This is a genomic window from Erwinia aeris, from assembly GCF_041224955.1.
GTDB lineage: Bacteria > Pseudomonadota > Gammaproteobacteria > Enterobacterales > Enterobacteriaceae > Erwinia > Erwinia aeris.
Map to the genome: position 1 here is coordinate 232985 of NZ_JBGFFX010000001.1, position 24666 is coordinate 257650.

The window sequence follows — 24666 nt, forward strand, 5'->3', positions numbered from 1 at the left end:
CTTTGTTAGTGAGTTTTTAACTGTATGTTTATACAGTAACTGCACTGTATTCCTTTGGTGAAGAATTGGCAATAGTGTTTTTTATTATTTATTTCATATATTTACGCGATTAACTCGTTACGATTTAATAAGCGGCGTGATATTAACTTAACAATATTTCTTATGTTTTAAGCAGGTTAAAAAAGGGGAGGTAAACGGTGAAATGACGTTCTGAACCCGGCCTGGCTTTAAGGTGCCGGAGGGAGAAAGACAAAAAAATCCCCTGAGCGCGTGACTTCAGGGGAGGCGGGTTCAGGACTGAGGCTGACCGACAGGGCCGCTGCCGCCCGGTGCGCCCGGAGGCTGCTGTCCACTCGGCGGCGCCGGCGGCGGGCTGTGCGTATCATTGGCGCCCCAGTGGGCGCAGCCGGAGAGTAGCGTAACGGAAAAAGCAAAGGAGAGGGCTAACGCAATGTTTTTCATAGTTTCCCTTTTCGCATCGAAGTATGCCTAAAGCGTAGCCGCCTTGTTAAGGGCTGACAACGCGGCCTGCGGGAAAAGGCAAAGCCCGGCCGCCCGCAGACAACGGGCACGACCGGGAGGAGGAGTGCGTTTAGCGGGAAAAAAGATCGCGTTTTTTCGGCGTGAAAAACTGCGCAAGCAGCACCAGCAGGGCGACAACGAGGTAGGCGGCAAAGATAATCGTCATCCACTGCGGCATACCCAGCGAAAACAGCGACCACTGATTTTCCGCACAGTCGCCCGTCGCAACGAATACCGACGGCAGCCACTTATCAAGAGGCAGCCACTGCGGGAAGCGGGCGGCGAAATCACAGGTGGTAAAAGGATTCGGATGCAGCTGGATCATCGTATGCTCCCATGCCAGACGCACGCCTTCCACGGCGCTATAGATCCAAATCAGGATCGCCACCCAGCGCAACGGCGTTTTGGGGGCAATAGCGCCCACCAGCGCAGCGCCAAGAATACCGAACAGGGCGCAGCGTTCGTAAATACACATCACGCAGGGCTTTAGCAGCATCACGTGCTGGAAATAGAGCGCAACCATCTCCAGAGCAAAAGCCGTCAGCGCCATCAGCAACCAGGCGCCGCGACCACGAGAACGGCTATTAAAATAGTGCAACATAATCAATCCCTGTAATAAGCGTTGAACCGGCAGTGTAAACCAAAAGGGCTGCCGTGCCAGCCACTATGCGGTAAATTTACGCTGCTGAATACGGCGCGGCTTAGCCGCTGTGTAAAAAAATGTATCGCTTCGACGGCGCGCTGAAAGCGGCCACGGCTTAATAACGTAAATCAAGGGCTTAATTTCAGGAGAAATGCGATTTCGGCAGCGTTTTACGCTTTCGTCAGTCTAGGTGACGGCTAAGCCATCTGGTATGATGAGCCGAATTTTTGCAGCCCTGAACGCAACGGAAACAATACGCTATGGTTATTAAGGCCCAGAGCCCTGCGGGCTTCGCTGAAGAATATATTATCGAAAGTATCTGGAACAGCCGCTTCCCGCCGGGGTCAATTCTGCCTGCTGAGCGCGAGCTGTCAGAGCTGATCGGCGTGACCCGCACCACGCTGCGTGAGGTGCTGCAGCGCCTGGCGCGCGACGGCTGGCTGACCATTCAACACGGCAAGCCGACCCGGGTAAATAATTTCTGGGAAACCTCGGGCTTAAGCATCCTTGAAACGCTGGCGCGTCTCGATCATGACAGCGTGCCGCAGCTTATCGACAGCCTGCTTTCGGTTCGCACCGATATTTCCTCCGTATTTATTCGCCGCGCTATCCGTATTCATCCGGATAAAGCTGAGGCGGTTCTGGTCACCGCGCAGCAGGTAGAAGACAAGGCGGAAGCCTATACCGAGCTGGATTACAATATCTTTCGCGGGCTGGCTTTTGCCTCCGGTAATCCTATCTACGGCCTGATCCTTAACGGGCTGAAAGGGCTGTACACCCGCGTAGGCCGTCACTATTTTTCAAATCCGGAAGCGCGTCGCGTGGCGCGTGAATTCTATCAGCAGCTGCTGACGATTTGTCAGGCCCAGCAGCTGGACAAGATTGTGGAAACGGTGCGCGATTACGGCCATCGCAGCGGTGAAATCTGGCACGGCATGCAAAACACCATGCCCGCTGAATCCGGCATACGTCGTTAGTATTCCTGTAAAATCTCTGGATAAGCCGTAAAAAAGCCGGTCTTCAGCACCGGCTTTTCAGGTTATTACAGGGAAGTGGGGCGGGGCGGACAGCGGTCGAGGATTTCCGTGCTGCCGTCGTCATTTTGCTGCTCCAGATGGACATCAAAGCCCCACAGGCGATGCACGTGCTTCAACACTTCGCGGCGGCTCTTATCCAGCGGCGCGCGGCTATGCGGCACGTAGCGCAGCGTTAATGAGCGATCGCCGCGCAGATCGACATCATAAACCTGAATATTAGGCTCCAGGTTGCTTAAATTATACTGCGCGGAAAGCTGCTGACGGATCGCCCGATAGCCCGCCTCGTCATGGATAGCGGCAATTTCCAGGAAGTTATTGCGATCGTCATCCATCACCGTAAACAGGCGGAAATCCCGCATGATTTTGGGCGACAGGAACTGGCTGATAAAGCTCTCGTCCTTGAACTCGCGCATCGCGAAGTGCAGCGTTTCCAGCCAGTCTGAACCGGCAATATCCGGGAACCAGTAACGATCTTCTTCCGTCGGCTCCTGACAGATGCGCTTGATATCCTGAAACATGGCGAAGCCCAGCGCGTAAGGGTTAATACCGTTATACCACTGGCTGTTATAGGGCGGCTGATAAACCACGTTGGTATGGCTGTGCAGAAACTCCAGCATAAAGCGCTCGCTGACTTTGCCCTCGTCATACAGATGATTAAGGATGGTGTAGTGCCAGAAGGTCGCCCAGCCCTCGTTCATCACCTGCGTCTGCTTCTGCGGATAAAAATACTGGCTGACTTTACGCACGATACGCAGGATTTCTCGCTGCCACGACTCCAGCAGAGGCGCGTTTTTTTCCATAAAATAGAGCAGGTTTTCCTGCGGCTCGTTGGGATAGCGTGCTGCTTCGGTATGGGTCGCCTCCGCTTCGCGACGCGGCAGCGTGCGCCACAGCATGTTCACCTGGCTTTGCAGATACTCTTCGCGGCTGCGCTGACGGGCCTTCTCCTCCTGCAAGGAGATCTTTTGCGGGCGCTTGTAGCGATCGACGCCATAGTTCATCAGCGCATGGCAGGAATCCAGCAGCCGTTCGACTTCCTCCACGCCGTAGCGCTCTTCACACTCGCTGATATAGTTACGGGCGAAAATCAGGTAGTCAACGATAGAGCTGGCATCCGTCCAGCTGCGGAACAGGTAGTTATTTTTAAAAAAGGAGTTATGGCCATAGCAGGCGTGCGCCATCACCAGCGCCTGCATAGTGATGGTATTTTCCTCCATCAGATAGGCGATACACGGATTGGAGTTAATGACGATTTCATAAGCCAGGCCCTGCTGACCGTGCTTATAGCGCTGTTCGGTTTCGATAAATTTTTTACCGAATGACCAGTGCGCGTAGTTGATGGGCATCCCGACGCTGGAATAAGCGTCCATCATCTGTTCAGAAGTGATGACTTCGATTTGATGCGGATAGGTATCAAGGCGATAGAGTTTGGCGACGTGGTCAATTTCTGCAAGGTAGACGTCCAGTAGATCGAACGTCCAGTCGGGACCGTCGCTGAGTCGTTGGCTGTTCGTAATGGACTCATCAAAGATAGTCGTCATAGCGCACCCCTTTTTTAAAACCGGTTTTCGACGTTACATCAGTAGCGACAAACATCCGTTTTCATTACGACCTGCCATGACGCTGCCGCCATCGGAACAGGCCTGGAATTGAAGCCAGTAACTCAATGATAGTTCACTCTCTCCGATCGCTCAGGGGAATACAATGGAAATCTTCGGCAGAAAATAGAGCGGAAGCCGGAAAATCATTTTAACGTCAGGCAAAGCGCAAAAAATAATAATCCGGACAGGATAATATCCTGTATATAAGCGGAAAATATGGCGTAATCATATTCTGCTGCGGAAAGGAATAAATAGCGCCTTCATGATTATTTGCTGCTGCCGTCGCAACTATTGCAATATTAAACTCCGATTTATCATCGGCATCTTGTTTTTATTCCCGCCCAGGGTAAAAAAGAAGGGCAATATTTTTACAGGGCGTCCGCTGTCATCCCGCAGCTTTTTTCACCGCAGCGGCCGCCTGTATCCAGTGTATTCATCTTTAAGAAACCGGCGGTGGAGTAGCGATGCGAGTTGTCATTCTGGGAAGTGGCGTGGTGGGCGTGGCCAGCGCCTGGTATCTGGCCCAAAGCGGGCATGAGGTGACGGTTATCGACCGTCAGCCCGACGTGGCGCTGGAAACCAGCGCGGGCAACGCGGGACAAATTTCGCCCGGCTATGCGGCACCGTGGGCTGCGCCCGGCGTGCCGCTGAAGGCGATAAAATGGATGTTTCAGCGTCATGCACCGCTGGCTATCCGCCCGGACGGCAGCCGTTTCCAGCTGGCCTGGATGTGGCAAATGCTGCGTAACTGCGATATGCGCCACTATCAGGAAAATAAAAGCCGCATGGTGCGCATCGCTGAATACAGCCGCGACTGCATGAAGGCGCTGCGCCATGAGACGGGTATTGCCTATGAGGGACGCCAGGGTGGAACGCTGCAGCTTTTCCGCACCGCGCAGCAGTTTGAAAGCGCCACCAAGGATATTGCGGTATTAAAAGAGGCGGGCGTGCCCTATGAACTGCTGGAAGCCAGCCAGCTGGCCGAAGCGGAACCCGCGCTGGCGACGACCAGGCATCTGCTGACCGGCGGTCTGCGCCTGCCTAACGACGAAACCGGCGACTGTCAGCTGTTTACTCGTCGGCTGGCAGAGATGGCGAAGGCGGCAGGCGTGACTTTTCGCTTTAATACGCCCGTCGACGCGCTGCTGCAGGAGCATAACCAGATTGTTGGCGTGAAATGCGGCGCTGAGATCGTGACGGCGGACGCGTACGTAGTGGCGTTCGGCTCTTATTCCACTTCGCTGCTCCGCGACATTATCGCTATCCCTGTTTATCCGCTGAAAGGCTATTCGCTGACTATCCCGATTACCAATCCGGAGGCAGCGCCCGTTTCCACGGTGCTGGACGAAACCTATAAAGTGGCGATTACGCGTTTTGATAACCGGATCCGCGTGGGCGGCATGGCGGAGATCGTCGGCTTCAATACCAAACTGCTGCCCGCCAGACGCGAAACGCTGGAGATGGTGGTGCGGGATCTCTATCCGCAGGGCGGCGATCTCGCCCAGGCGACGTTCTGGACCGGGCTGCGTCCGATGACCCCGGACGGCACGCCGATTGTCGGCCGCACGCCGTTTAAAAATCTTTATCTGAATACCGGTCACGGAACGCTCGGTTGGACCATGGCCTGCGGCTCCGGACAGCTGCTTTCTGATATTATCTCAGGACGCGCTCCGGCGATTGCCGCTGACGATTTATCGGTTATGCGCTATCTGCCGGGATTTCTGCCCACTACAGGCCCAATACTGCACGGCGCGCGCTAGTTTCCGCTTATAACAGGAGAAGTTATGTCTCGTCCTATTGTCGCAACTATCGACACCAGCGCGTTGCGGCATAACCTGGCCGTCGCCCGCCAGGCTGCTCCTCGCTCCCACGTCTGGTCGGTGGTAAAAGCCAACGCCTACGGACACAGTATCGCTCGCGTCTGGCAAAGCCTGTCAGAGACCGACGGTTTTGCGCTGCTGAATCTTGAAGAGGCTATTCTGCTGCGCGAAAGCGGCTGGAATAAGCCCATCCTGCTGCTGGAAGGTTTTTTCCATGCGGACGAGCTGCCGATTCTGGATCGCTACCGGCTGACCACCAGCGTGCACAGCAACTGGCAGATCCAGGCGCTGGCGAAGGCGAAGCTTTCCGCGCCGCTGGATATTTACCTGAAAATGAACAGCGGCATGAACCGTCTTGGCTTTCAGCCCGCGCTGGTACAGCAGGTGTGGCACAAGCTTAAAACGCTGCCGAACGTTGGCGAGATCACGCTGATGGCGCATTTTGCCGAAGCGGAAAGCAATGAAGGCGTGACGGCGCCGATGGCGCGCATCAATCAGGCGGCGGAAGGGCTGAACTGCCCGCGCTCGCTGGCGAATTCGGCGGCGACGCTGTGGCACAGCCACACCCATTACGACTGGGTGCGTCCGGGCATTATCCTCTATGGCGCTTCGCCAAGCGGCGACTGGCAGGATGTCGCCAGCAGCGGGCTACGGCCGGCCATGACGCTGAACGGTGAAATCATCGGCGTCCAGTCGCTCAGGCGCGGCGATGGCGTAGGGTATGGCGCACGCTACCGCGCCAGCGACGAGCAGCGTATCGGCATCGTTGCCTGCGGCTATGCCGACGGCTATCCGCGCCATGCGCCAACCGGCACGCCGGTTTGGGTTGATGGCGTCAGAACGCAGATTGTCGGCGCGGTTTCCATGGATATGATCACGGTGGATTTGACGCCCTGCCAGCAGGCGGGCATCGGTACTCAGGTGGAGCTGTGGGGTAACAACATCAAAATCGACGAGGTGGCAAAAGCGGCCGGTACGGTAGGCTATGAGCTGATGTGTGCGCTCGCGCCTCGCGTACCGGTAAACGTCGTTTAAGGTTAAAGCGCGGTCAGCGTGCCGCGCACTTTTTTACTGTAGTACCAGGCCGTTCCCGTCAGTATCGCGCCCACCACCATCATCAGCGCCAGCGCGGATTTTTCCGCCAGCGGCAGCGCCATCGCCAACAGCCCACCCGACGCGCCGCCGGCCATCTGGATAAAGCCCGCCAGCGCGGAAGCGACGCCCGCCTGTTTCTGATAGGGCTCCAGCGCGTAGCTGGTGGCCGGGCCGACGGTAAAAGCCAGCCCGGCGACGGATACCGCCACCGGCAGCATATAGAGCGCCCAGTGATGCTGCCATGCCAGCGGTAACAGCAGCACGCCGCCCAACAGCATCACCGCGCCCAGCGTCATCGCCACGCTGCCCGTCGCCAGACAAATCGGGCGACCCAGCTTGCGGATCATCTTATTCACCAGCACGCTGACCAGCATGATCCAGAAGCCGTTGGCGCCAAAGGCGATGGAGAACTGCAGCGCAGAGAGCTGGCCCTCGGTCATCAGCACCTGCGGCGCCAGCGAGACGTAAGTTAATACCATCCCCAGCGCGCCCGCGTTGGCAAAGGCGAAAGCCAGGAAGCGAGGCTGACGCAGGATCTGCCAGTACTGACGCAGCGGAATGCCTTTTACGGCCAGCGTGCCTGCCGGGCGGGTCTCCGGTAAAAAGAAAATCACCAGCAGACCGATGACGACCGCATAGGCGGTTAAAAACCAGAAGGGCGCGCGCCAGCCAAAGGCCTCGGCAAGAAAGCCGCCCAGCATTGGCGCCAGCGCGGGCACGATATTCAGTGCGCCGTTCAGAAAGCCATAGGCGCGGGCGGCATCGTCGCCGTCAAGCCTGTCGCGCACGCCGCTGAAGGCGACCACGGCAGTACAGCAAACGGCGCAGCCCTGCACCACGCGCGCGCAGAGGAACTGCGGCCAGCCGGAAGCGGTGGCGGCCAGCACGCTGCCAACGATATACAGCAGCAGCCCGGCCAGCGCCACGGGCTTTCTGCCCAGGTTATCCACCAGCGGGCCGGCGACAATCTGCCCCAGGCCCATCACCAGCAGAAACAGAGGAATAGTCGTTTGCACGGTGCTGACCGGCGTATTCAGCCCAAGCGCGATATCGGGCAGCGTAGGCAAATAAAGATCGATGCCAAGCGGTGCTAACAGAACCAGGCTGAGAAGAAGTAAAGTGAATTTTTGCATCGAGGCGGCGGCGTCCAGTAAAAAAAGCAAGCCGCACAGAGTAGTGATAACGGGGAGAAAAGAAAAGGAAAACTTATGGGGCGGTGCCGCAGCCGCCGCCCCGGAACTCAGTAAGCGCCGTCGCGACGCAGTACCACGCCAGCCGTTTTAAACAGGATGGCGATATCCGTCCACAGCGCCCAGTTTTTCACATACCAGGAGTCGAAATAGACGCGGGTATCGTAGTCGATATCGTTACGGCCGCTAACCTGCCACAGGCCGGTCATCCCCGGTTTCGCCATCAGATAATAGTCAACGTCACCCGCGTAGCGCTCCAGCTCCGCTTCAATCACCGGACGCGGCCCGACCAGGCTCATCTCGCCACGGATCACGTTCCACAGCTGCGGCAGCTCGTCCAGGCTGGTTTTACGCAGGAAAGCACCGATTTTGGTTACGCGTGGATCGTTTTTCAGCTTGAAGTCTTTATCCCATTCGGCGCGCGCTTCGGCGCTGGTTGCCAATAGCTCTTCCAGCACCTCTTTCGAGTTGGTGACCATTGAGCGGAACTTCAGGCATTTAAACTTCTTGCCGTCCTGACCGACGCGTTCGTGACCGTAAATTTTGTTACCGCCGTCCCGGCCCACCAGCCAGCAGATCAGGCCGAAAGCCGGGGCCAGGAACAGCAGCAGCAGCGAGGCGACCACCACGTCGAACACGCGCTTCAGGAAGCGTGAAGAGCGTTTGGCCAGGTTATTGCTGACGCGCAGGATCATCACTTCATGACTGAAGATAAAAGACATATCGGTGCCGTAGAGCGGCACGCCGCGCAGCGTCGGGACGACCGAAACGCTGCGGCATTTCTTTTTCGACAGCAGCTTGAGCCACTTATCGCGCATCGCCTGCTGCTCGTACTCCATGGCAACGATAAACTGGGTGTTTTCCAGATCGACCGTGTCCCAGACGATGTCCTTCGCGGTAATAACCGGCACGCCGTTCAGGCTTTCCGCGCCGGTATGGCCGTTAGAGGCGACAAAAGCTTTTACCTCATAGCCCAGGATCTCTTCGCTTTGCAGCGCCGCATAGGCTTCGCGGGCGTTTTTACCGGAGCCGATGATGATAGTTTGCTTCTGCCACTGTCCCGCTTTCAGAATGGCGTGCTTGACGCTGGAGCGCAGCAGCGGCACCAGGACCAGCGCATAGATCCAGGTGAAGCTCCACAGCAGACGGGAGAAATCCCATTTTGAAAACGCAATCAGCGCCAGGTCGAGCAGGGAGAAAATCACCAGGGTTTTAATGATCTCTTTCAGCTCAAACCAGAAAGGCTTGCGGTAGGTATAGTGACGAAGCCGCATCCAGAACCAGGCCGTACAGACCACGGACATCACAAACTGGGCGGTAAAGCGTATTTGCACTTCCTGCGGGGGAAGAAATATATCCAGGTTCCCCCAAATACCTCGTACGGTTGCCGTGGATAAAAACAGCGCCAGGTTAATGGAGATTAAGTCGCTAAGACTTAATGCCAGCTTGGCGATAATGTTTTTCCGGGTGCCGCTAAATGCGCGGCGACGGTCATTCAGTACCAGAGTACTTGCCATAATGCCTGCTCTCTTTTCATAAGGGATTGCTGACCTGACGAGGATCAAGCACGCGTTCAGGGGTTATCATACTGAAATTAAGTGTTTTAATTTCAGCGTATTAAATAGTTAACGGCCGTATGTTTCAGGAGATTAAATAAATGAAACACGTCGGCGTTGTTTCATCATGAAGCAGTGACAGAGTATGCAGGAGAGCAGAGAGTTAGTTAATACGGGTAATTCCTAAAATGGGAAAAATGCTTTTTGAAAGGAAATGGAAAGTAAACGAAGCGGGAAATTAAATTGCAAAAGATAATTTATGACAGGCGTATAACAAATATAAGACATTATTATAGCTCACCGCCGCGAAATAACGCGGCGGCAAGATAAGCGGCTTTGGTTCAGATTCAGGCTGGCTTTTTCAGTACCCACTGATCCTGCTCGGTATCGTAGTGACCGATAGCCAGATCGACAGGTTCGCCATCAATCCAGGCGGGCACGCTGGTCTCATTATCCCACCCGTCGAGCTGATAGCTCAGCGCCGGGTTGGTCTTGCAGGGAATAATGACCGTATCGACATTTTGCGCATCCAGCTCTGCGTCGATAATTTCATAGCGACCAATCTTTACGACATGACCCATGATTTTCTCCCTTCCGGATTAGACACGAACTTTAAGCGTAGTCGTTATTTGCCAGTCGGCCCCAGGATTATTCTCGCTCTTCCGCCATCCGCACGCCGATTTTCACTATTTCGTTATCCTGCTTTTCCGCCACGGTCCAAATCATGTTTTTCCATTCCACCTGATCGCCGACCACCGGCGCGCCGCCGATCATGCTGGCGACCAGATGCCCGAGCGTCTGCTGCATATTCATCTCTTCATCCAGCTCGATACCGTAAATTTCTGAAACGTCGTGCAGGCGAGCATCGGCCTGAAGAATAAAGTCGCCAAAGAAGCGCTGATCGAGCGAAACGGGCGGCGACTGGCTGAACAGTTTACCCAGTTCCGGCAGATCCTTTTCGCGGCCAATCACGCACAGCACGTCGCCTTCGCGCAGACGGGTATTGCCGGTTGGATGCAGCAGCAGATTATCGCGGAAAAGCGCGGCGATACGCGTCTCGCGCGGCATTTTCAGCTCGCGTAGCGCGGCGCCGATACACCATTTATCAGCGCCCAGCTGGTAGACAAACTGCTCCCAGGGATTCTCAGGGTGGATATCCAGGCCCACGCGGGAAACAGGCGAGGCGGTAGGCGGCACGATCACCCTGGCTTTGCGGGCAGCATAGCCGAGAGAGGTTCCCTGTACCATCAGCGAAACCAGCACCACAAAGAATGCGATGTTAAAGAACAGCGAGGCATGCGGCAGTCCGGCCATCATCGGGAAAACCGCCAGGATAATAGGCACCGCACCGCGCAGACCAACCCAGCTGATAAAGAAGCGTTCACGCGTGGTAAACCCACGAAACGGCAGCAGGCCGACAAAAACGGAGAGCGGACGGGCAAACAGGATCAGCCACAGCGACAGCAGCATGGCCGGTAAGGCGATATTCCAGAGATCGGTAGGATTCACCAGCAGCCCCAGCACCAGGAACATACCGATCTGGCTCAGCCAGGCCATGCCGTCAAAGGTTTGCAGAATGCCGTGCCGGTTGCGGATTGGGTTATTGCCCAGCCAGAAGCCGCAAAGATAGACCGCCAGAATGCCGCTGCCTTCCAGCACGGTGGTCAGCGCAAACACCAGAATGCCGCCGCTGACGGCCAGCAGCGGATAAAGCCCGCTGGGCAGCGAGACACGATTAATCAGCTGCAACAGCCCCCAGCCGCCGCCCAGGCCCAGCACGATACCCAAACCAAACTGCTGAATAAGATGCACGATAAACATCCAGCTCAGGCCGGTCTGACCCTGTTCCAACATTTCGATCAGCGTGATGGTCAGGAATACCGCCATAGGATCGTTGCTGCCGGATTCCATTTCCAGCGTGGCGCTGACGCGTTCATTCAGCCCTTTACCGCCGAGCAGCGAAAATACGGCCGCCGCGTCGGTCGAACCGATAATCGCCCCGACCAGGAAGCCCTCAATCATGCTCAGGTTAAACAGCCAGGCGGCCGCCATGCCGGTCAGCCCGGCCGTAATCAGCACGCCGATGGTCGACAGCGAGAGCGCCGGGCCCAGCGCGACTTTGAACGAGCTGGCCTGGGTGCGCATTCCGCCATCCAGCAGGATCACCGCCAGCGCCAGGTTACTGATAAGGTAAGCGGCAGGATAATTATCAAAAGCGATGCCGCCAATGCCGTCCACGCCGGCCAACATGCCCAGCGCGAGGAAAATAACCAGAATAGGGATGCCGAGCTTTGAAGAGAAGGAACTGAGCAAGATGCTTGCCGCCACCAGCACTGAACCGATGATAAACAGACTATAGATAGCACTGGCTTCCAATGGGGCAATCTCCTGTATCTGATAAAAAAACTGCGTCGATGGCGAGGCGTAAGCATACCCTGAATATAGGAATAGGGGCAATTTTGTTTCGCCACGGCTGTTTTGGCGTGTTTTCTGCTGCTGCAGCTAACAAGTGTATGATAATTTAGAAATTCTGGAACGATCGCGGGAATAATAGTAACAAATAGCCTGTGCTTTTGACATCAGAATACGATTAATGTCGTTAGCTTGAGAGGGACTGGCGGGAAGGATGGGAGCGAAACGGGAGAAAGAAGAGGTATTTACTGCATAATCAGCAGCGGTAAGCGTTGCATCGGACGTCGTTTTTAGCGTAAGCCTGGCCTGACGGCGGCGAAGGCTAAGGGAAGGGTATAAACGCTTAAGCATCGAAAGCGAAACGCAATGCACTCTTCAGGAGCAAGGTTTTTTCAGAAGGCTGCTGCCTGACCCAGGCATAAGTACGTTGCCCGGCCCGGCACGTCATTTTGCCAAAGCTGTAAATAGCCCGGGGTTGAAAGGCGGCTTCAGGCAGCGCTGAATGTTGCTAAGCGGGTAAGAAAATCAGTCAGCCCGAAATGCTGACTGATTTATCACTACTTTCAGGCGTTTTCCGCCTGCTTGTGGAAAAGCTCACGGAATACCGGATAAATATCTTCCGGCTCACGAATATGTTGGATAGCAAAGTTGTCGAACATCGCCTGTAAATGCTCGTACTCGCGCCACAGCGTCTGATGGGCGCGGCGGGTAATTTCGATGTAGCTGTAATAACGCACTACCGGCAAAATATGCTTAGCCAGGATTTCATGACAGAGCGGTGAATCGTCCGCCCAGTTATCGCCATCGGAAGCCTGAGCAGCATAAATATTCCACTGCGCCGGATCGTAACGCTCTTTCACCACTTCATCCATCAGCTTCAGGGCGCTGGAAACAATAGTGCCCCCCGTTTCCTGCGAGTAGAAGAACTCCTGCTCGTCCACTTCTTTCGCCTGCGTATGGTGGCGAATATAGACCACCTCAACATTTTTATAGGTTCTGCTCAGGAACAGATAGAGCAGAATATAGAAGCGTTTAGCCATATCTTTGGTGGCCTGATCCATGGAGCCGGAAACGTCCATCAGGCAGAACATCACGGCCTGGCTGGACGGTTCGGGACGCTTCTCAAAGTTTTTATAGCGCAGGTCAAAGGTATCAATAAAGGGCACGCGTTTAATACGGGCGCGCAGGTCGGCAATCTCCTGGCGCAGGCGTTCTTCTTCCAGCAGCTGGGCCGGTTCGGCTTTCTGCACGGCTTCCAGCGCGGCCTCCAGCTCGCCCAGCATTCGCCGCTTCCCGGCTGTCATGGCCGTACGCCGCGCCAGCGAGTTCTGGAGCGAACGCACCACGCTGATATTTGCCGGCACGCCGTTAGAGGTGAAGCCGGCGCGATGCACCTTGTACTCGTTCAGCTGACGATGCTGATTCTTTTTCAGGTTCGGCAGGGCCAGATCTTCAAATAACAGATCCAGATACTCATCCTTAGAGATATTAAAGACGAATTCATCTTTGCCCTCGCCATCCTGACTGGCATTGCCCTGTCCGCTACCGCCACCGCCGCCGCCTCCCTGAGGGCGTTCAACACGATCGTTTTGCACAAAATGGTCATTGCCGGGATGCACGCGATGGCGCTGGCCGCCACGGCCCTGATGAAATACCGGTTCGTTGATATCATCAACGGGGATAGAAACTGACTCGCCGCTCTCAATGTCGGTTACCGAACGCTTATTAATGGCCTCGGAGATCGACTGTTTGATTTGCGACTTATAGCGGCGTAAAAAGCGCTGACGGTTCACCGCGCTTTTGTTTTTACCGTTAAGACGCCGATCGATAAAATAGGCCATAATTCCCCCAAACAACGTTGCCGTTGGGCCAGGTTTGCTGACCCACGGGAATGCATTTATGAAGTCGGGTTTAGGATGATTTTCTCACGCGCAGATACCATTCGCACAGCAGACGAACCTGCTTGCGGGTATAGCCTTTTTCCATCATACGGTCGACGAAATCATCATGTTTTTTCTGTTCATCCGTGGACGTTTTGGCATTGAACGAAATAACCGGCAGCAGTTCCTCGGTATTCGAGAACATTTTCTTCTCGATTACCGTGCGCAGTTTTTCATAGCTGGTCCAGTTTGGATTACGCCCGCTGTTGTGGGCACGGGCACGCAGCACAAAGTTGACGATTTCGTTACGGAAGTCTTTCGGATTGCTGATCCCGGCAGGCTTCTCGATTTTTTCCAGCTCCGCATTCAGCGATTCGCGGTCGAACAGCTGGCCGGTATCCGGGTCGCGGTATTCCTGATCCTGGATCCAGAAATCGGCATAGGTTACGTAGCGGTCAAAGATATTCTGACCGTACTCTGAATAAGATTCCAGGTAGGCGGTCTGGATCTCTTTGCCAATAAACTCGGCATATTTCGGGATCAGATAGCCTTTCAGGTGCTCAAGGTATTTTTCGGCTAAATCCTGCGGGAACTGTTCGCGTTCGATCTGCTGCTCCAGCACGTAGAACAAATGCACCGGGTTGGCGGCAACTTCGGTATGATCGAAGTTAAACACGCGGGACAGGATTTTAAAGGCGAAGCGGGTGGATAAACCGTTCATCCCTTCATCGACCCCGGCGTAATCACGGTATTCCTGGTAGGATTTAGCTTTTGGATCGGTATCTTTCAGGCTTTCGCCGTCATAGACGCGCATTTTCGAGTAGGTGCTGGAGTTTTCCGGCTCTTTCAGGCGAGAAAGAATGGAGAAGCGCGCCAGCGTTTCCAGCGTGCCTGGCGCGCATGGCGCGTGCGTCAGCTCACTGTGGTCAAGCAGCTTGTCGTAGATCTTGATCTCTTCCGACACGCGCAGGCAGTAAGGCACCTTGACGATATAAACACGGTCAAGAAACGCCTCGTTGTTTTTGTTATTACGGAAGGTCACCCATTCTGATTCGTTGGAGTGCGCCAGAATAATGCCGTTGAAAGGCAGGGCGGAAATCCCTTCGGTACCGTTATAGTTACCTTCCTGGGTCGCGGTCAGTAAAGGATGCAGCACCTTGATTGGCGCTTTAAACATCTCTACGAATTCCATAATCCCTTGGTTAGCCCGGCACAGCGCGCCAGAATAGCCATAGGCGTCCGGATCGTTCTGTGCGTGGTTCTCCAGTTTACGGATATCTACTTTACCTACCAGCGCGGAAATATCCTGATTGTTTTCATCGCCCGGTTCGGTTTTGGCAATGGCGAGCTGTTCCAGAATCGACGGCCAGACTTTTACAACTTTAAAGCGGGAGATATCGCCGCCAAACTCATGCAGCCGTTTGGCCGCCCAGGGCGACATAATGGTGCCGAGGTAACGCCGCGGCACGCCGTACTCTTTTTCAAGGATATTGGCGTCTTCCTGCGGGTTAAACAGGCACAGCGGATGATCGTTGACCGGGCTACGTTCGCCGTCGGCGCTGAGCACGTAAATGGGTACGCGCTGCATCAAAGATTTCAGACGCTCGGCAAGCGAAGATTTACCGCCGCCCACCGGGCCCAGCAGATAGAGGATCTGTTTCTTCTCTTCCAGCCCCTGCGCGGCATGCTTCAGATAAGAAACGATTTGCTCAATCGCTTCCTCCATGCCGTAAAACTCCTCAAAGGCGGGATAGCGTGCAATGACGCGATTGGAAAACAGTCGGGAAAGGCGTGGCTCCTGAGCAGTATCGACCATTATTGGCTCACCAATAGCCATTAATAGCCTTTCTGCCGCGTTGGCGTATGCACTACGATCTTGCCGGCAAACGGTAAGAAATTCCTGCAGTGTGAACTCTTCGTCCTTGGCAGCTTCATAACGCTGACGATAGTGATCGAATATATTCATAGCGATGCCCGTCCTTTCGTTTTTAGCACAGGTACCAGGAGCCTAATGAGGGAAAGCCCCTGAAGGAACTTATAATGAGTACAGCAACCCTTATGCCAACCTGACTTCTAATCGGGATACACAACAAAGATGGTTACTCTGCTCTTCAAACTTAGCGTCTTTGATTAAAGCTTAGTTGGCATTCAGGAAATTTCCTGAACCTCCTCGCATTTCTGATGCAATTTCAATAACAAAGTCAGAATTGATCTTAGCGCTGCCCCTTGCCTGATGCGGGCTGGCGGGATTTTGTAAATAAGCACGCCTGGTATCTTCAGGCGCTGGCAGCGTTAAAGTTGATTCTGCGTGCGGCAGAATCTTTAAAATTTTAAACAAATGATGTAACACTGATAAACTCACTCTGCTGATTGTTATATTTATGGAATGAATTAATTGTGAACTATTTCAAAGTTAGCGCGCTTGCCGCGCTTTTACCCGTTTGTTTTACCGCTGGCGTAGCTCATGCCAACCCGTTAACGCTTGGCGCCTCGGTGATTTACAGCCAAAGCCCTTATAAAGGCGGAGACGATCGTTATTACCCGGTACCGGTCATTAACTATGAAGGCGACAGCTTTTATGTGCGCAGCCTGACGGCGGGCTACTACCTCTGGAAAGATTCACAGGATCAGCTGTCGCTGACGGTGTTGGGCTCGCCGCAGAACTTCGATCCCGATGATACCGACAATAAACAGCTGAAAGCGCTGGATAAGCGTCATATGACGCTGATGGGCGGCCTGGCTTATCGCCATACGGCTGACTGGGGTACGATCAGGACGGTGCTGGCTGGCGATATGCTGGATAACAGCGACGGCTATATCTGGGATCTGACTTATCTCTACAGCTTCCACTTCGGCGATTTCAGCCTGACGCCGGGCATCGGCGCGCTCTACAGCAGCGAAAACCAGAACGATTACTATTATGGCGTTTCTAAGAATGAATCGCGCCGTAGCGGATTGCGCAGCTACGAGGCCGACGACAGCTGGAACCCTTACCTGGAGCTGACGGCTGCCTGGGCGATTAATCAGAGCTGGAACGCCACGGTTGCCGGTCGCTATACGCGCCTGAGCGACGAGGTCAAAGACAGCCCGATGGTGGACAAAGATTCTCAGGTCAGCGTCTGGACCGGCATCAGCTACACCTTTTAATTAAGGCTGCATCATAAAAGGGCGCTCAGCGCCCTTTTGCATCATGATGGCGATCTGAAACAGTGCAGGAGGGCATGATGACCAAAACCGTAACTTTCTCCGACCAGAGCGTACCGGCTATCGGCCAGGGAACCTGGTATATGGGCGAGGAAAGCAGCAAGCGAGGCCAGGAAGTCGCGGCATTGCAGGCCGGCCTTGAGCACGGGCTGAAGCTGATTGATACCGCTGAAATGTATGCGGACGGCGGCGCGGAAGAGGTGGTAGGCGAAGCGCTGCGCGGCCGTCGCGACAGCACCTGGCTGGTTTCAAAAGTTTATCCGTGGAACGCGGGCGTAGTGGATGCCGTAGAAGCCTGCGAACGCAGCTTACGTCGTCTGCAAACTGACTATCTCGATCTTTATCTTCTCCACTGGCGCGGCACTGTTCCGCTGGAAGAAACCATCACGGCGATGGAAAAGCTACAGCAGGCAGGCAAAATTCGACGCTGGGGCGTATCAAATTTTGACAGTAGCGACTTAAAAGAACTGCTGGCCGAAGAGGGGGGCAACGCCTGCGCGGCTAATCAGGTGCTTTACCATCTGGCTTCGCGCGGCATTGAGTATGATTTATTGCCGGACTGCCAGCAGCATGCGATCCCGGTAATGGCCTATTGCCCTTTGGCGCAGGCTGGCCGACTGCGGCACGATTTGCTGACCCATCCTGTTCTGAACAATATTGCACAACAAAAGGGCATTACGACGGCGCAGCTGCTGCTGGCCTGGGTTATTCGCAAAGAAGGCGTGATGGCGATCCCTAAAGCCAGTTCGCTGCAGCACGTGGCTGAAAACGCCGCCGCGCTGGAAGTTGTGTTAAGCAATGAGGAGCTGGCGTTAATCAACGTAGCTTTCCCGCCGCCCAATCGCAAAATGCCGCTGGACGTGGTGTAGAACCGCAGGCGGGCATTGGGCCCGCCGTCTTCACTAAGCGCGTTTACGCACTTTAATCGTGGTTGCCAGCCGGGCCGGAGACTCGCCCGCGCTGACCATGGGCTGCGTCACGTGAGCCGTTTCCACGCATACCATGCTTTTATAGCCTTCGTTTGCCATATCGCTCATGCTGCACGAAAGCGCCGGGCCGGGATTCCAGGTGACAACGTCACTATGATAGTGATGATAAACCTCTATGAGCCTGTTACCCGCCGTATCGTGGATAGTGCTGCAATCTTCCGGCTGGGTAAATATGCGATCGACGCGGTCAGGATAGGTTTGCCTGCCGTTTTCGGCACGGCCTTCAGCATTCTCTTTTACCTTATCGATATAAGGCTGACCCAGGCCGCTCACCTCTACGCCCGCGATATCCTCAACGGCAAAGTAAGTGTGCAGGGCACCGGTGGCCTCAAAGTCGCCGTGCGCTTCCAGCTCAATTTCACAGCGATCGCTGAAGCGGAAACGGGCAAACAGCGTAAAATCGTGCGGCCAGAATTTTTTCGTCTGCTCGCTGCTTTCCAGCGTCAGCGTCAGCATCACGCTTTCTTCGTTCTCGTCGTGTGCCGACAGCGTCCAGGGCAGCGAGCGGGCAAAGCCGTGCGCCGGTTCGCCGGCCGGGCCAAACCATGGCCAGCAGACGGGCACGCCGCCGCGAATGGCTTTGCCGGACGTCCACGCCGTTTTCTCACTCAGCCAGATAACCGGTTTCTCGCCGCTGGGCTGCCAGGCAACCAGCTGCGCGCCCTGCAGCGTCACCGCCGCGCGCACCTTCGGATGCGCGATAACGACTACGGGCAGCTCGCCCATTAAGCGCAGTGAAATATAGGGCGTGATTTGGTCGGCTACGGGCAGCGAAAAAAGTTTTTCGTTCATCGGAGCTCCTGTTATTCAGCGAAAAAAAAGGGCGACCGCAGTCGCCCTCAGAATCAGCTAATCGCGATTATTTTGCGATATGTGCGATCAGATCCAAAACCTTGTTAGAGTAACCGGTTTCGTTATCGTACCAGGAAACCAGCTTAACAAAGGTGTCGCTCAGTGCGATACCGGCTTTAGCATCGAATACGGAAGTCAGGGTTTCGCCGTTGAAATCGGTAGAAACCACTTCGTCTTCGGTATAGCCCAGGATGCCTTTCAGCTCGCCTTCAGCCGCTGCCTTGATAGCTTCACAAATTTCTTTGTAAGAAGCAGGCTTAGCCAGACGCGCGGTCAGGTCAACCACGGAAACGTTAGGAGTAGGTACGCGGAAAGCCATACCGGTCAGTTTGCCGTTCAGCTCAGGGATCACTTTACCTACCGCTTTAGCTGCGCCGGTAGAAGATGGGATGATGTTCTGAGATGCGCCACGGCCGCCGCGCCAGTCTTTGTGAGACGGGCCGTCAACGGTTTTCTGGGTAGCGGTGGTAGCGTGAACGGTGGTCATCAGCGCTTCAACGATGCCGAACTTGTCGTTGATAACTTTTGCCAGCGGTGCCAGGCAGTTGGTGGTGCAGGATGCGTTAGACACGATTTCCTGGCCAGCATACGCCTTGTGGTTAACACCCATAACGAACATTGGGGTGTCATCTTTGGAAGGACCGGTCAGAACAACTTTCTTCGCGCCAGCCTGGATGTGTTTACGAGCGGTTTCGTCGGTCAGGAAGATACCTGTTGCTTCGGCAACCACGTCAACACCGACTTCGTCCCACTTCAGGTTAGCTGGATCTCTTTCAGCGGTAACACGGATGGTTTTGCCGTTAACAACCAGATGGCCATCTTTAACTTCTACGGTGCCGTCGAAACGACCGTGAGTAGAGTCATACTTCAGCATGTAAGCCATGTACTCGGCGTCCAGCAGATCGTTGATTGCAACGATTTCTACGTCAGAACGCTGCTGAGCAGCACGGAAAACGATGCGACCGATGCGGCCAAAACCGTTGATACCTACTTTGATAGTCATATATTCCACCAGCTGTTGTTAGTGAATAAAAGGTTGGCTGTAAAATTACAAAAACCTTATCAGGCGTCAAGCGGAATCGCTTCAATAGTTGCGACAAATCAAACCCTGGAGCAGGAATAATCGCCTGAAAACGCCTTCCGCGACGAGCGTCTTACCTTTAGTTTGGGGCATTCGGCCCGAATATAAAGGGGTCGGGATTTTAAAGGGTGATCCAGGTCACAATTTCATTGCCTGCTTACTTTCAGACTCCGCCTGAGCATGAAAAATCCCCTGACGTTGTTATGCATTTGTTAGAATGTAGAAATCTTCAGACCACTTTGCCAGAGATACCTGATATGGCCGAACGCCCACTGAAACCTGAAACCGATCTAAACGAAATGCAGCGCTACGTCACTCAGCAGCGCGGGACAGAGCCGCCGTACTCCGGCAAGCTGCTGCATAACAAGCACGAAGGGATTTATCACTGCCTCGTTTGCAACTCGCCGCTGTTTCTGTCCGGCACCAAGTATGATTCCGGCTGCGGCTGGCCGAGTTTTTATCAGCCCTACAGCGATGACGCCATCCGCTATCTGGAAGATGACTCGCACGGGATGCAGCGAATCGAGATCCGTTGCGGTACCTGCGATGCCCATCTGGGGCACGTTTTTCCCGACGGCCCTCAGCCGACAGGCGAGCGCTACTGCGTCAACTCCGCTTCATTAAGTTTCACCGATGAAGATGGCACTCAGATTAAAGGATAGACGTTATGGAGCTGGATGAGATCATTGCTGCCATGACGCCCGAGGTTTATCAGCGTCTGGCTACGGCGGTAGAAACCGGTAAATGGGCCGACGGCGTGGCCCTGACTCCGGAGCAGAAAGAGAATAGCCTGCAGCTAGTGATGCTATGGCAGGCGCGTCACAACGACGAGCCGCAGCATATGAGCGTGGGCAAGGGCGGCGAAATGGTGACCAAAAGCAAGAAACAGCTGAAAGAGGAATTTGGCATCGACGACGACATCACGCCTATCAGGCTGCACTAACATCGTTTGATATCGTGATAAAGCCCGGCTACGTATTGAGAACCGGGCGAGCAGGCCCTCTTAGCATGGTGACTAAAAGCTGCATGGATGCGACGCCGAACGAGGCAGCGTCTGCGGCGCGGTTTAAATAATGACTGCGCCTTTAGCCGCCATTTCTGCCAGCGCGATTTCACTGTCCTGCGGTGACAGGTTTACGCCCCGACAGCCTGCGGCGACGACCTGAACCTGATAACCGAGCGCCAGCGCGTCCAGCACGCTGTATTTTACACAGTAGTCCGTCGCCAGGCCCATCATCGTCAGGCTGGTGACGCCCCGACTTTTCAGCCAGCTATCCAGCCTTGTTTTGTTGCGGTGGCCGTTATCGAAAAATGCGCTATAGCTGTCGATAAGCGGCTGCTCGCCTTTATAAATCTGTGTGGTCAGATAGCGCCGATCCAGCTCAGGGTGCAGCTCTGCGCCTGCGCTATGCTGCACGCAATGATCCGGCCACCCTATTTGCGGCAGGCCGTCCAGTTCGCCCAGCGTGCCCACCGACTGCCCCGACACTGACGCAAAGCTGCCGTGGTTAGCCGGATGCCAGTCCAGCGTTGCCACCACCGGCCGCTGAAGCCGATGAAATTCTGCCGCATATTGGTTAGCGACGGCAAGGGTGCTGTCGCCGTCCTTCACGGCCAGCGCGCCGCCGGGGCAAAAATCATTTTGCAGATCGATCAGGATCAGGGCCTGGTTCATGCTTATCTCACTTTTCGTCAGGAGTCAGCTCACCGCGCAAATTCACCTGCATTTGCTGGCGAACTTCATCGCTGGAAAGGTTCTGGCTGAGCAGGAAGTGCAGCTTGGTCAGCGTTGCCTCCACGGTCATATCGTAGCCGCTTACCACGCCCGCCAGCGCCAGCGCGTTCCCCGTCGCATAGCCGCCCATGTTTACCTTGCCGGACATACATTGCGTCAGGTTCACCACGACAATGCCGCGATCGGAAGCTTCTTGCAGCTCTTTCAGGAAAGCCGGATTCTGCGGCGCGTTGCCAACCCCGTAGGAGCGCAGGATCAGCGCTTTTACCGGCTGGCGCAGGAAGTTGCTCACCACGTCGGCAGAAATTCCCGGATAGATCGTGACGACGCCGACAGGCTGAGGCGTAATTGAGCGCACAATGAGCGGTCCCTGGCCGCCAGGAGCCGGAGGCGTGTTCAGACGACGAATATGGATACCCGCTTCCAGTAGCGGCGCCAGGTTAGGCGAGGCGAAAGCGTTAAAGCCGTCGGCATGGGCTTTAGTGGTGCGGTTACCGCGATAAAGCTGATTATTGAAGAAAAGGGCGACTTCATTAATGGGATAGTTAGCCGCGACAAACAGCGAATTAAGCAGGTTTTGCTGACCGTCGGAACGCAGCTCCGCCAGTGGGATCTGTGACCCTGTCACAATTACCGGCTTGGCCAGGTTTTCCAGCATAAAAGAGAGCGCGGAGGCGGTAAATGCCATGGTATCGGTGCCGTGCAGGATCACGAAACCGTCGTAGTTGTCATAATTAGCCTGAATATCATCCGCAATCGTTTGCCAGTCCTGCGGCGTCATATCGGAAGAGTCGATCAGCGGCTGGTACTCGTGAATAGTAAAATCCGGCATTTCGGCACGATGGAATTCCGGCATCTTCGCCAGCTGATTTTGCAGATGACCAGAAACGGGCACATAGCCATGCTCGGAACGCTGCATCCCGATGGTGCCGCCGGTATAGGCTACATAGATGGATTTTTTTTGCATGTGATTACTCAGGCTTGAAAAAGAGGGCAGTATAAGGGGAAAAACCGGGAAAAGCAGCCCGACCAGCGGGCTGCTTTCGGCTTATTTGACCTGGCTACAGGTCAGGCAGAACGCATAGCGATTCTGCGGGTCGTTCAGGTTGTCGAGCAGGCCCGGCTGATTTTTCATCGCGGCCATTACGTCATACATTGGCGCAGGCAGATACGCTTGCAGCGCCTCGGGCAGCGCCGCACGTGCGGAAGCGTCCATCTGGCTGAACAGCAGATCCATAAAGCCAGGCTCATCCTGATACCAGTTCAGCTGGTATTGCTTGAGATGCGCCAGCTCCGCCGCCTTCGCCACCGCGTCGTCGAAGTCGCCCAGCGCGTCGACCAGGCCATTGCTTTTGGCGTCGCTGCCTGTCCAGACGTGGCCCTGAGCGATTTGATCGATCTGCTCCGGCGTTTTGCCCCGCGAACTGGCTACCAGACCCAGGAAGTTTTTATAGCCGTTTTCAATGCTCAGCTGCATCAGCTGCTGCACTTCCGGCGGCAGCGCTTTGGTCGTCGTCACGTCCGCCAGCGGCGAAGTCGCCACGCCGTCGGTATGGACGCCAATCGCATCCAGCGAGTTTTCAACCGTATTGATCACCCCGAAGATACCGATAGAGCCGGTCAGCGTGCTCGGGCTGGCAATAATGTAATTCGCCGGCGTAGAGATCCAGTAGCCGCCGGAAGCCGCCATACCGCCCATCGACACCACGACCGGCTTGCCTGCCGCTTTGGCCGCCGCCAGCTCCTCACGAATGGTTTCAGACGCGCTGACGCTGCCGCCAGGGCTGTTGACGCGCAGAATAATCGCCTTGACCTTGTCATCCAGGCGCGCCTTGCGAATAGCCAGCGCGGTGGTATCGCCGCCGACGTTGCCCGGCGTTTCCTCGCCGTCCATGATCGCGCCGTTAGCCATGATGACGGCAATATTGCCGTTGGCCACCGGTTTGTCCTTCAGCGGGTAATCGTAGATGCTGGTGCCGTTAAAGTCCTGCGCCTGCTTGTCCCAGCCGAAAACTTTGCCCAGCTGCGCATCCACGACTGAACGAGAAGCCAGTTCATCCACCAGTTTGTTATCTTTTGCATAGCGCGCGGTATCGCCGCCTACTTTCTGCAGGCCATCAAGCACGCCCTGTGCGCCCGGGAACAGCTGCTGCGGCGTTACCTGGCGATTGGCAGCGACAGTATTAAGATAGTTTTGCCACAGCTCGCCAATCCAGCGGCTGTCCGCATCACGCGCGGCAGGCGACATATCATCGCGTAGGAAAGGCTCTACCGCCGACTTATAGGTGCCGACGCGGAAAACATGCGAGCTGACCTTCAGCTTGTCCAGCAGCGTTTTGTAGTAAAGCCCGTTGGTGGCGAAACCGTGTAAATCGACCGTGCCCTGCGGCGACAGATAGATCTTATTGGCGAAGCTGGCGAGGTAGTATTGCGCCTGGCTGTAGCTGTCGCCCGTGGCGTAAATCTGTTTGCCGCTGTCGCGGAATTCGCGCAGCGCTTTGCCCATATAGCTCAGCGAGGGCTGATCGGCCCCGGCGAAATCGCGCAGATCGAGCACCATGCCGGTAATATTGGCATCGCTTTTCGCCTGGCGAATCGCGTCCACGACGTCAAACAGCGAATTCTCTTTCAGCCGATCGCTGCTGGTGCCAAGCAGCTGGCGGCCAATCTTGCTGAGCTTATTGCTGACCGAAGGCTTGTCGACAATCACACCGGCAAGGTCGACCACCAGCGCGCCTTTCTGCGTTTCCACAGGCGCGGAAGATTTGGTGAACTGAAAATAGACCACGGCGCAGATCAAAATCAGCAGCACCAGGAAAAGATTAAGAATAAATTCCCGAATAAAATTCAGCAGGCGCCAGGCCCATTTAAAAACGCCAGCGATCGCTCGCCACAAAGTGCGCATAGTCTCTCCATAATCGCGATAATAAACCCGGAAAATCGACGGAAACCAGCCCGTGCCGGGTCGGGATGGTGACATCCTAAAGAGCAGGGGCAAACTTGTCAGCAGGAAAAAGCGGAATGCTGTAACAAATCATCATCCTGTGCT

General features: G+C 55.1%; 22 protein-coding genes. 7 read left to right on the forward strand and 15 right to left on the reverse strand.

Annotated elements, in window-relative coordinates:
• Positions 1–291: 291 nt before the first annotated feature.
• Together AB6T85_RS01235 and dsbB are read right to left on the reverse strand one after the other, a co-directional pair.
• Positions 292–462, reverse strand: a complete 171-nt coding sequence (locus tag AB6T85_RS01235; RefSeq protein ID WP_253453713.1) for a hypothetical protein — start codon at positions 460–462, stop codon at positions 292–294.
• Positions 463–592: 130 nt separating this feature from the next.
• The gene (dsbB, locus tag AB6T85_RS01240; RefSeq protein WP_253453716.1) at positions 593–1123 is read right to left on the reverse strand and encodes a disulfide bond formation protein DsbB; all 531 of its coding nucleotides are present in this window, start codon (positions 1121–1123) and stop codon (positions 593–595) included.
• Positions 1124–1425: 302 nt separating this feature from the next.
• On the opposite strand from dsbB, the gene fadR reads away from it, so the two are divergent.
• Positions 1426–2142 (forward strand): fatty acid metabolism transcriptional regulator FadR, encoded by a 717-nt coding sequence (fadR, locus tag AB6T85_RS01245; RefSeq protein WP_253453719.1) that lies wholly within the window; start codon positions 1426–1428, stop codon positions 2140–2142.
• A gap of 65 nt (positions 2143–2207) precedes the next feature.
• On the opposite strand, the gene AB6T85_RS01250 is transcribed toward fadR, so the two are convergent.
• Complete coding sequence (locus AB6T85_RS01250) at positions 2208–3743, reverse strand: SpoVR family protein (RefSeq protein ID WP_369894652.1); 1536 nt, start codon at positions 3741–3743, stop codon at positions 2208–2210.
• Positions 3744–4267: 524 nt separating this feature from the next.
• Here AB6T85_RS01250 and AB6T85_RS01255 point away from each other — a divergent pair.
• Both AB6T85_RS01255 and dadX read left to right on the forward strand, forming a co-directional pair.
• Positions 4268–5563 (forward strand): D-amino acid dehydrogenase, encoded by a 1296-nt coding sequence (locus AB6T85_RS01255; RefSeq protein WP_253453724.1) that lies wholly within the window; start codon positions 4268–4270, stop codon positions 5561–5563.
• Positions 5564–5587: 24 nt separating this feature from the next.
• Positions 5588–6658, forward strand: coding sequence for a catabolic alanine racemase DadX (gene dadX / locus AB6T85_RS01260; RefSeq protein ID WP_253453727.1), 1071 nt, complete (start codon positions 5588–5590; stop codon positions 6656–6658).
• A gap of 2 nt (positions 6659–6660) precedes the next feature.
• Here the strand turns inward: dadX and AB6T85_RS01265 are convergent, their stop codons facing one another.
• The 7 genes from AB6T85_RS01265 to AB6T85_RS01295 all read right to left on the reverse strand — a co-directional run bounded on the left by AB6T85_RS01265 (position 6661) and on the right by AB6T85_RS01295 (position 16106).
• Positions 6661–7851 carry a multidrug effflux MFS transporter gene (locus AB6T85_RS01265; protein ID WP_253453730.1) on the reverse strand — a complete coding sequence of 397 codons (1191 nt, stop codon included), beginning with the start codon at positions 7849–7851 and terminating at the stop codon, positions 6661–6663.
• A 107-nt stretch (positions 7852–7958) separates the two neighbouring features.
• Positions 7959–9425: an undecaprenyl-phosphate galactose phosphotransferase WbaP gene (gene wbaP / locus AB6T85_RS01270; RefSeq protein ID WP_253453732.1), complete on the reverse strand. Its 1467-nt coding sequence runs from the start codon at positions 9423–9425 to the stop codon at positions 7959–7961.
• Between the two features lie 386 nt (positions 9426–9811).
• Positions 9812–10045: a DUF1480 family protein gene (locus tag AB6T85_RS01275; RefSeq protein WP_253453735.1), complete on the reverse strand. Its 234-nt coding sequence runs from the start codon at positions 10043–10045 to the stop codon at positions 9812–9814.
• 67 nt (positions 10046–10112) lie between these two features.
• Positions 10113–11840, reverse strand: a complete 1728-nt coding sequence (locus tag AB6T85_RS01280; RefSeq protein ID WP_253453737.1) for a potassium/proton antiporter — start codon at positions 11838–11840, stop codon at positions 10113–10115.
• 599 nt (positions 11841–12439) lie between these two features.
• Entirely contained in the window at positions 12440–13717 is a 1278-nt protein-coding gene (locus AB6T85_RS01285) for a YeaH/YhbH family protein (RefSeq protein ID WP_253453738.1), read from the reverse strand.
• A 70-nt stretch (positions 13718–13787) separates the two neighbouring features.
• On the reverse strand, positions 13788–15722 hold the full coding sequence (gene yeaG, locus AB6T85_RS01290; RefSeq protein WP_125287770.1) for a protein kinase YeaG: 1935 nt from the start codon (positions 15720–15722) through the stop codon (positions 13788–13790).
• Between the two features lie 171 nt (positions 15723–15893).
• Complete coding sequence (locus AB6T85_RS01295; RefSeq protein WP_253453740.1) at positions 15894–16106, reverse strand: hypothetical protein; 213 nt, start codon at positions 16104–16106, stop codon at positions 15894–15896.
• A gap of 47 nt (positions 16107–16153) precedes the next feature.
• Here AB6T85_RS01295 and AB6T85_RS01300 point away from each other — a divergent pair, with 47 nt between their 5' ends.
• Both AB6T85_RS01300 and AB6T85_RS01305 read left to right on the forward strand, forming a co-directional pair.
• On the forward strand, positions 16154–16903 hold the full coding sequence (locus tag AB6T85_RS01300) for a MipA/OmpV family protein (RefSeq protein WP_369894653.1): 750 nt from the start codon (positions 16154–16156) through the stop codon (positions 16901–16903).
• Between the two features lie 77 nt (positions 16904–16980).
• Positions 16981–17829 carry an aldo/keto reductase gene (locus AB6T85_RS01305; RefSeq protein WP_369894823.1) on the forward strand — a complete coding sequence of 283 codons (849 nt, stop codon included), beginning with the start codon at positions 16981–16983 and terminating at the stop codon, positions 17827–17829.
• A gap of 33 nt (positions 17830–17862) precedes the next feature.
• Here AB6T85_RS01305 and AB6T85_RS01310 read toward each other — a convergent pair whose 3' ends face one another.
• Together AB6T85_RS01310 and gapA are read right to left on the reverse strand one after the other, a co-directional pair.
• Entirely contained in the window at positions 17863–18741 is an 879-nt protein-coding gene (locus tag AB6T85_RS01310) for a D-hexose-6-phosphate mutarotase (protein WP_301252750.1), read from the reverse strand.
• A 67-nt stretch (positions 18742–18808) separates the two neighbouring features.
• Positions 18809–19804, reverse strand: coding sequence for a glyceraldehyde-3-phosphate dehydrogenase (gapA, locus tag AB6T85_RS01315; RefSeq protein ID WP_199746355.1), 996 nt, complete (start codon positions 19802–19804; stop codon positions 18809–18811).
• Between the two features lie 335 nt (positions 19805–20139).
• On the opposite strand from gapA, the gene msrB reads away from it, so the two are divergent.
• Positions 20140–20544, forward strand: a complete 405-nt coding sequence (gene msrB / locus AB6T85_RS01320; RefSeq protein WP_125287764.1) for a peptide-methionine (R)-S-oxide reductase MsrB — start codon at positions 20140–20142, stop codon at positions 20542–20544.
• A gap of 5 nt (positions 20545–20549) precedes the next feature.
• Entirely contained in the window at positions 20550–20825 is a 276-nt protein-coding gene (locus AB6T85_RS01325; protein ID WP_253453748.1) for a YeaC family protein, read from the forward strand.
• Between the two features lie 123 nt (positions 20826–20948).
• Here the strand turns inward: AB6T85_RS01325 and pncA are convergent, their stop codons facing one another.
• The 3 genes from pncA to sppA form a co-directional block, all read right to left on the reverse strand.
• A complete protein-coding gene (gene pncA, locus AB6T85_RS01330; RefSeq protein ID WP_253453750.1) occupies positions 20949–21557 on the reverse strand; it encodes a bifunctional nicotinamidase/pyrazinamidase in 609 nt (202 codons plus the stop codon).
• Positions 21558–21564: 7 nt separating this feature from the next.
• Positions 21565–22584 (reverse strand): asparaginase, encoded by a 1020-nt coding sequence (gene ansA / locus AB6T85_RS01335; RefSeq protein WP_253453753.1) that lies wholly within the window; start codon positions 22582–22584, stop codon positions 21565–21567.
• Between the two features lie 81 nt (positions 22585–22665).
• A complete protein-coding gene (gene sppA, locus AB6T85_RS01340; RefSeq protein WP_253453755.1) occupies positions 22666–24522 on the reverse strand; it encodes a signal peptide peptidase SppA in 1857 nt (618 codons plus the stop codon).
• Positions 24523–24666 lie beyond the last annotated feature (144 nt).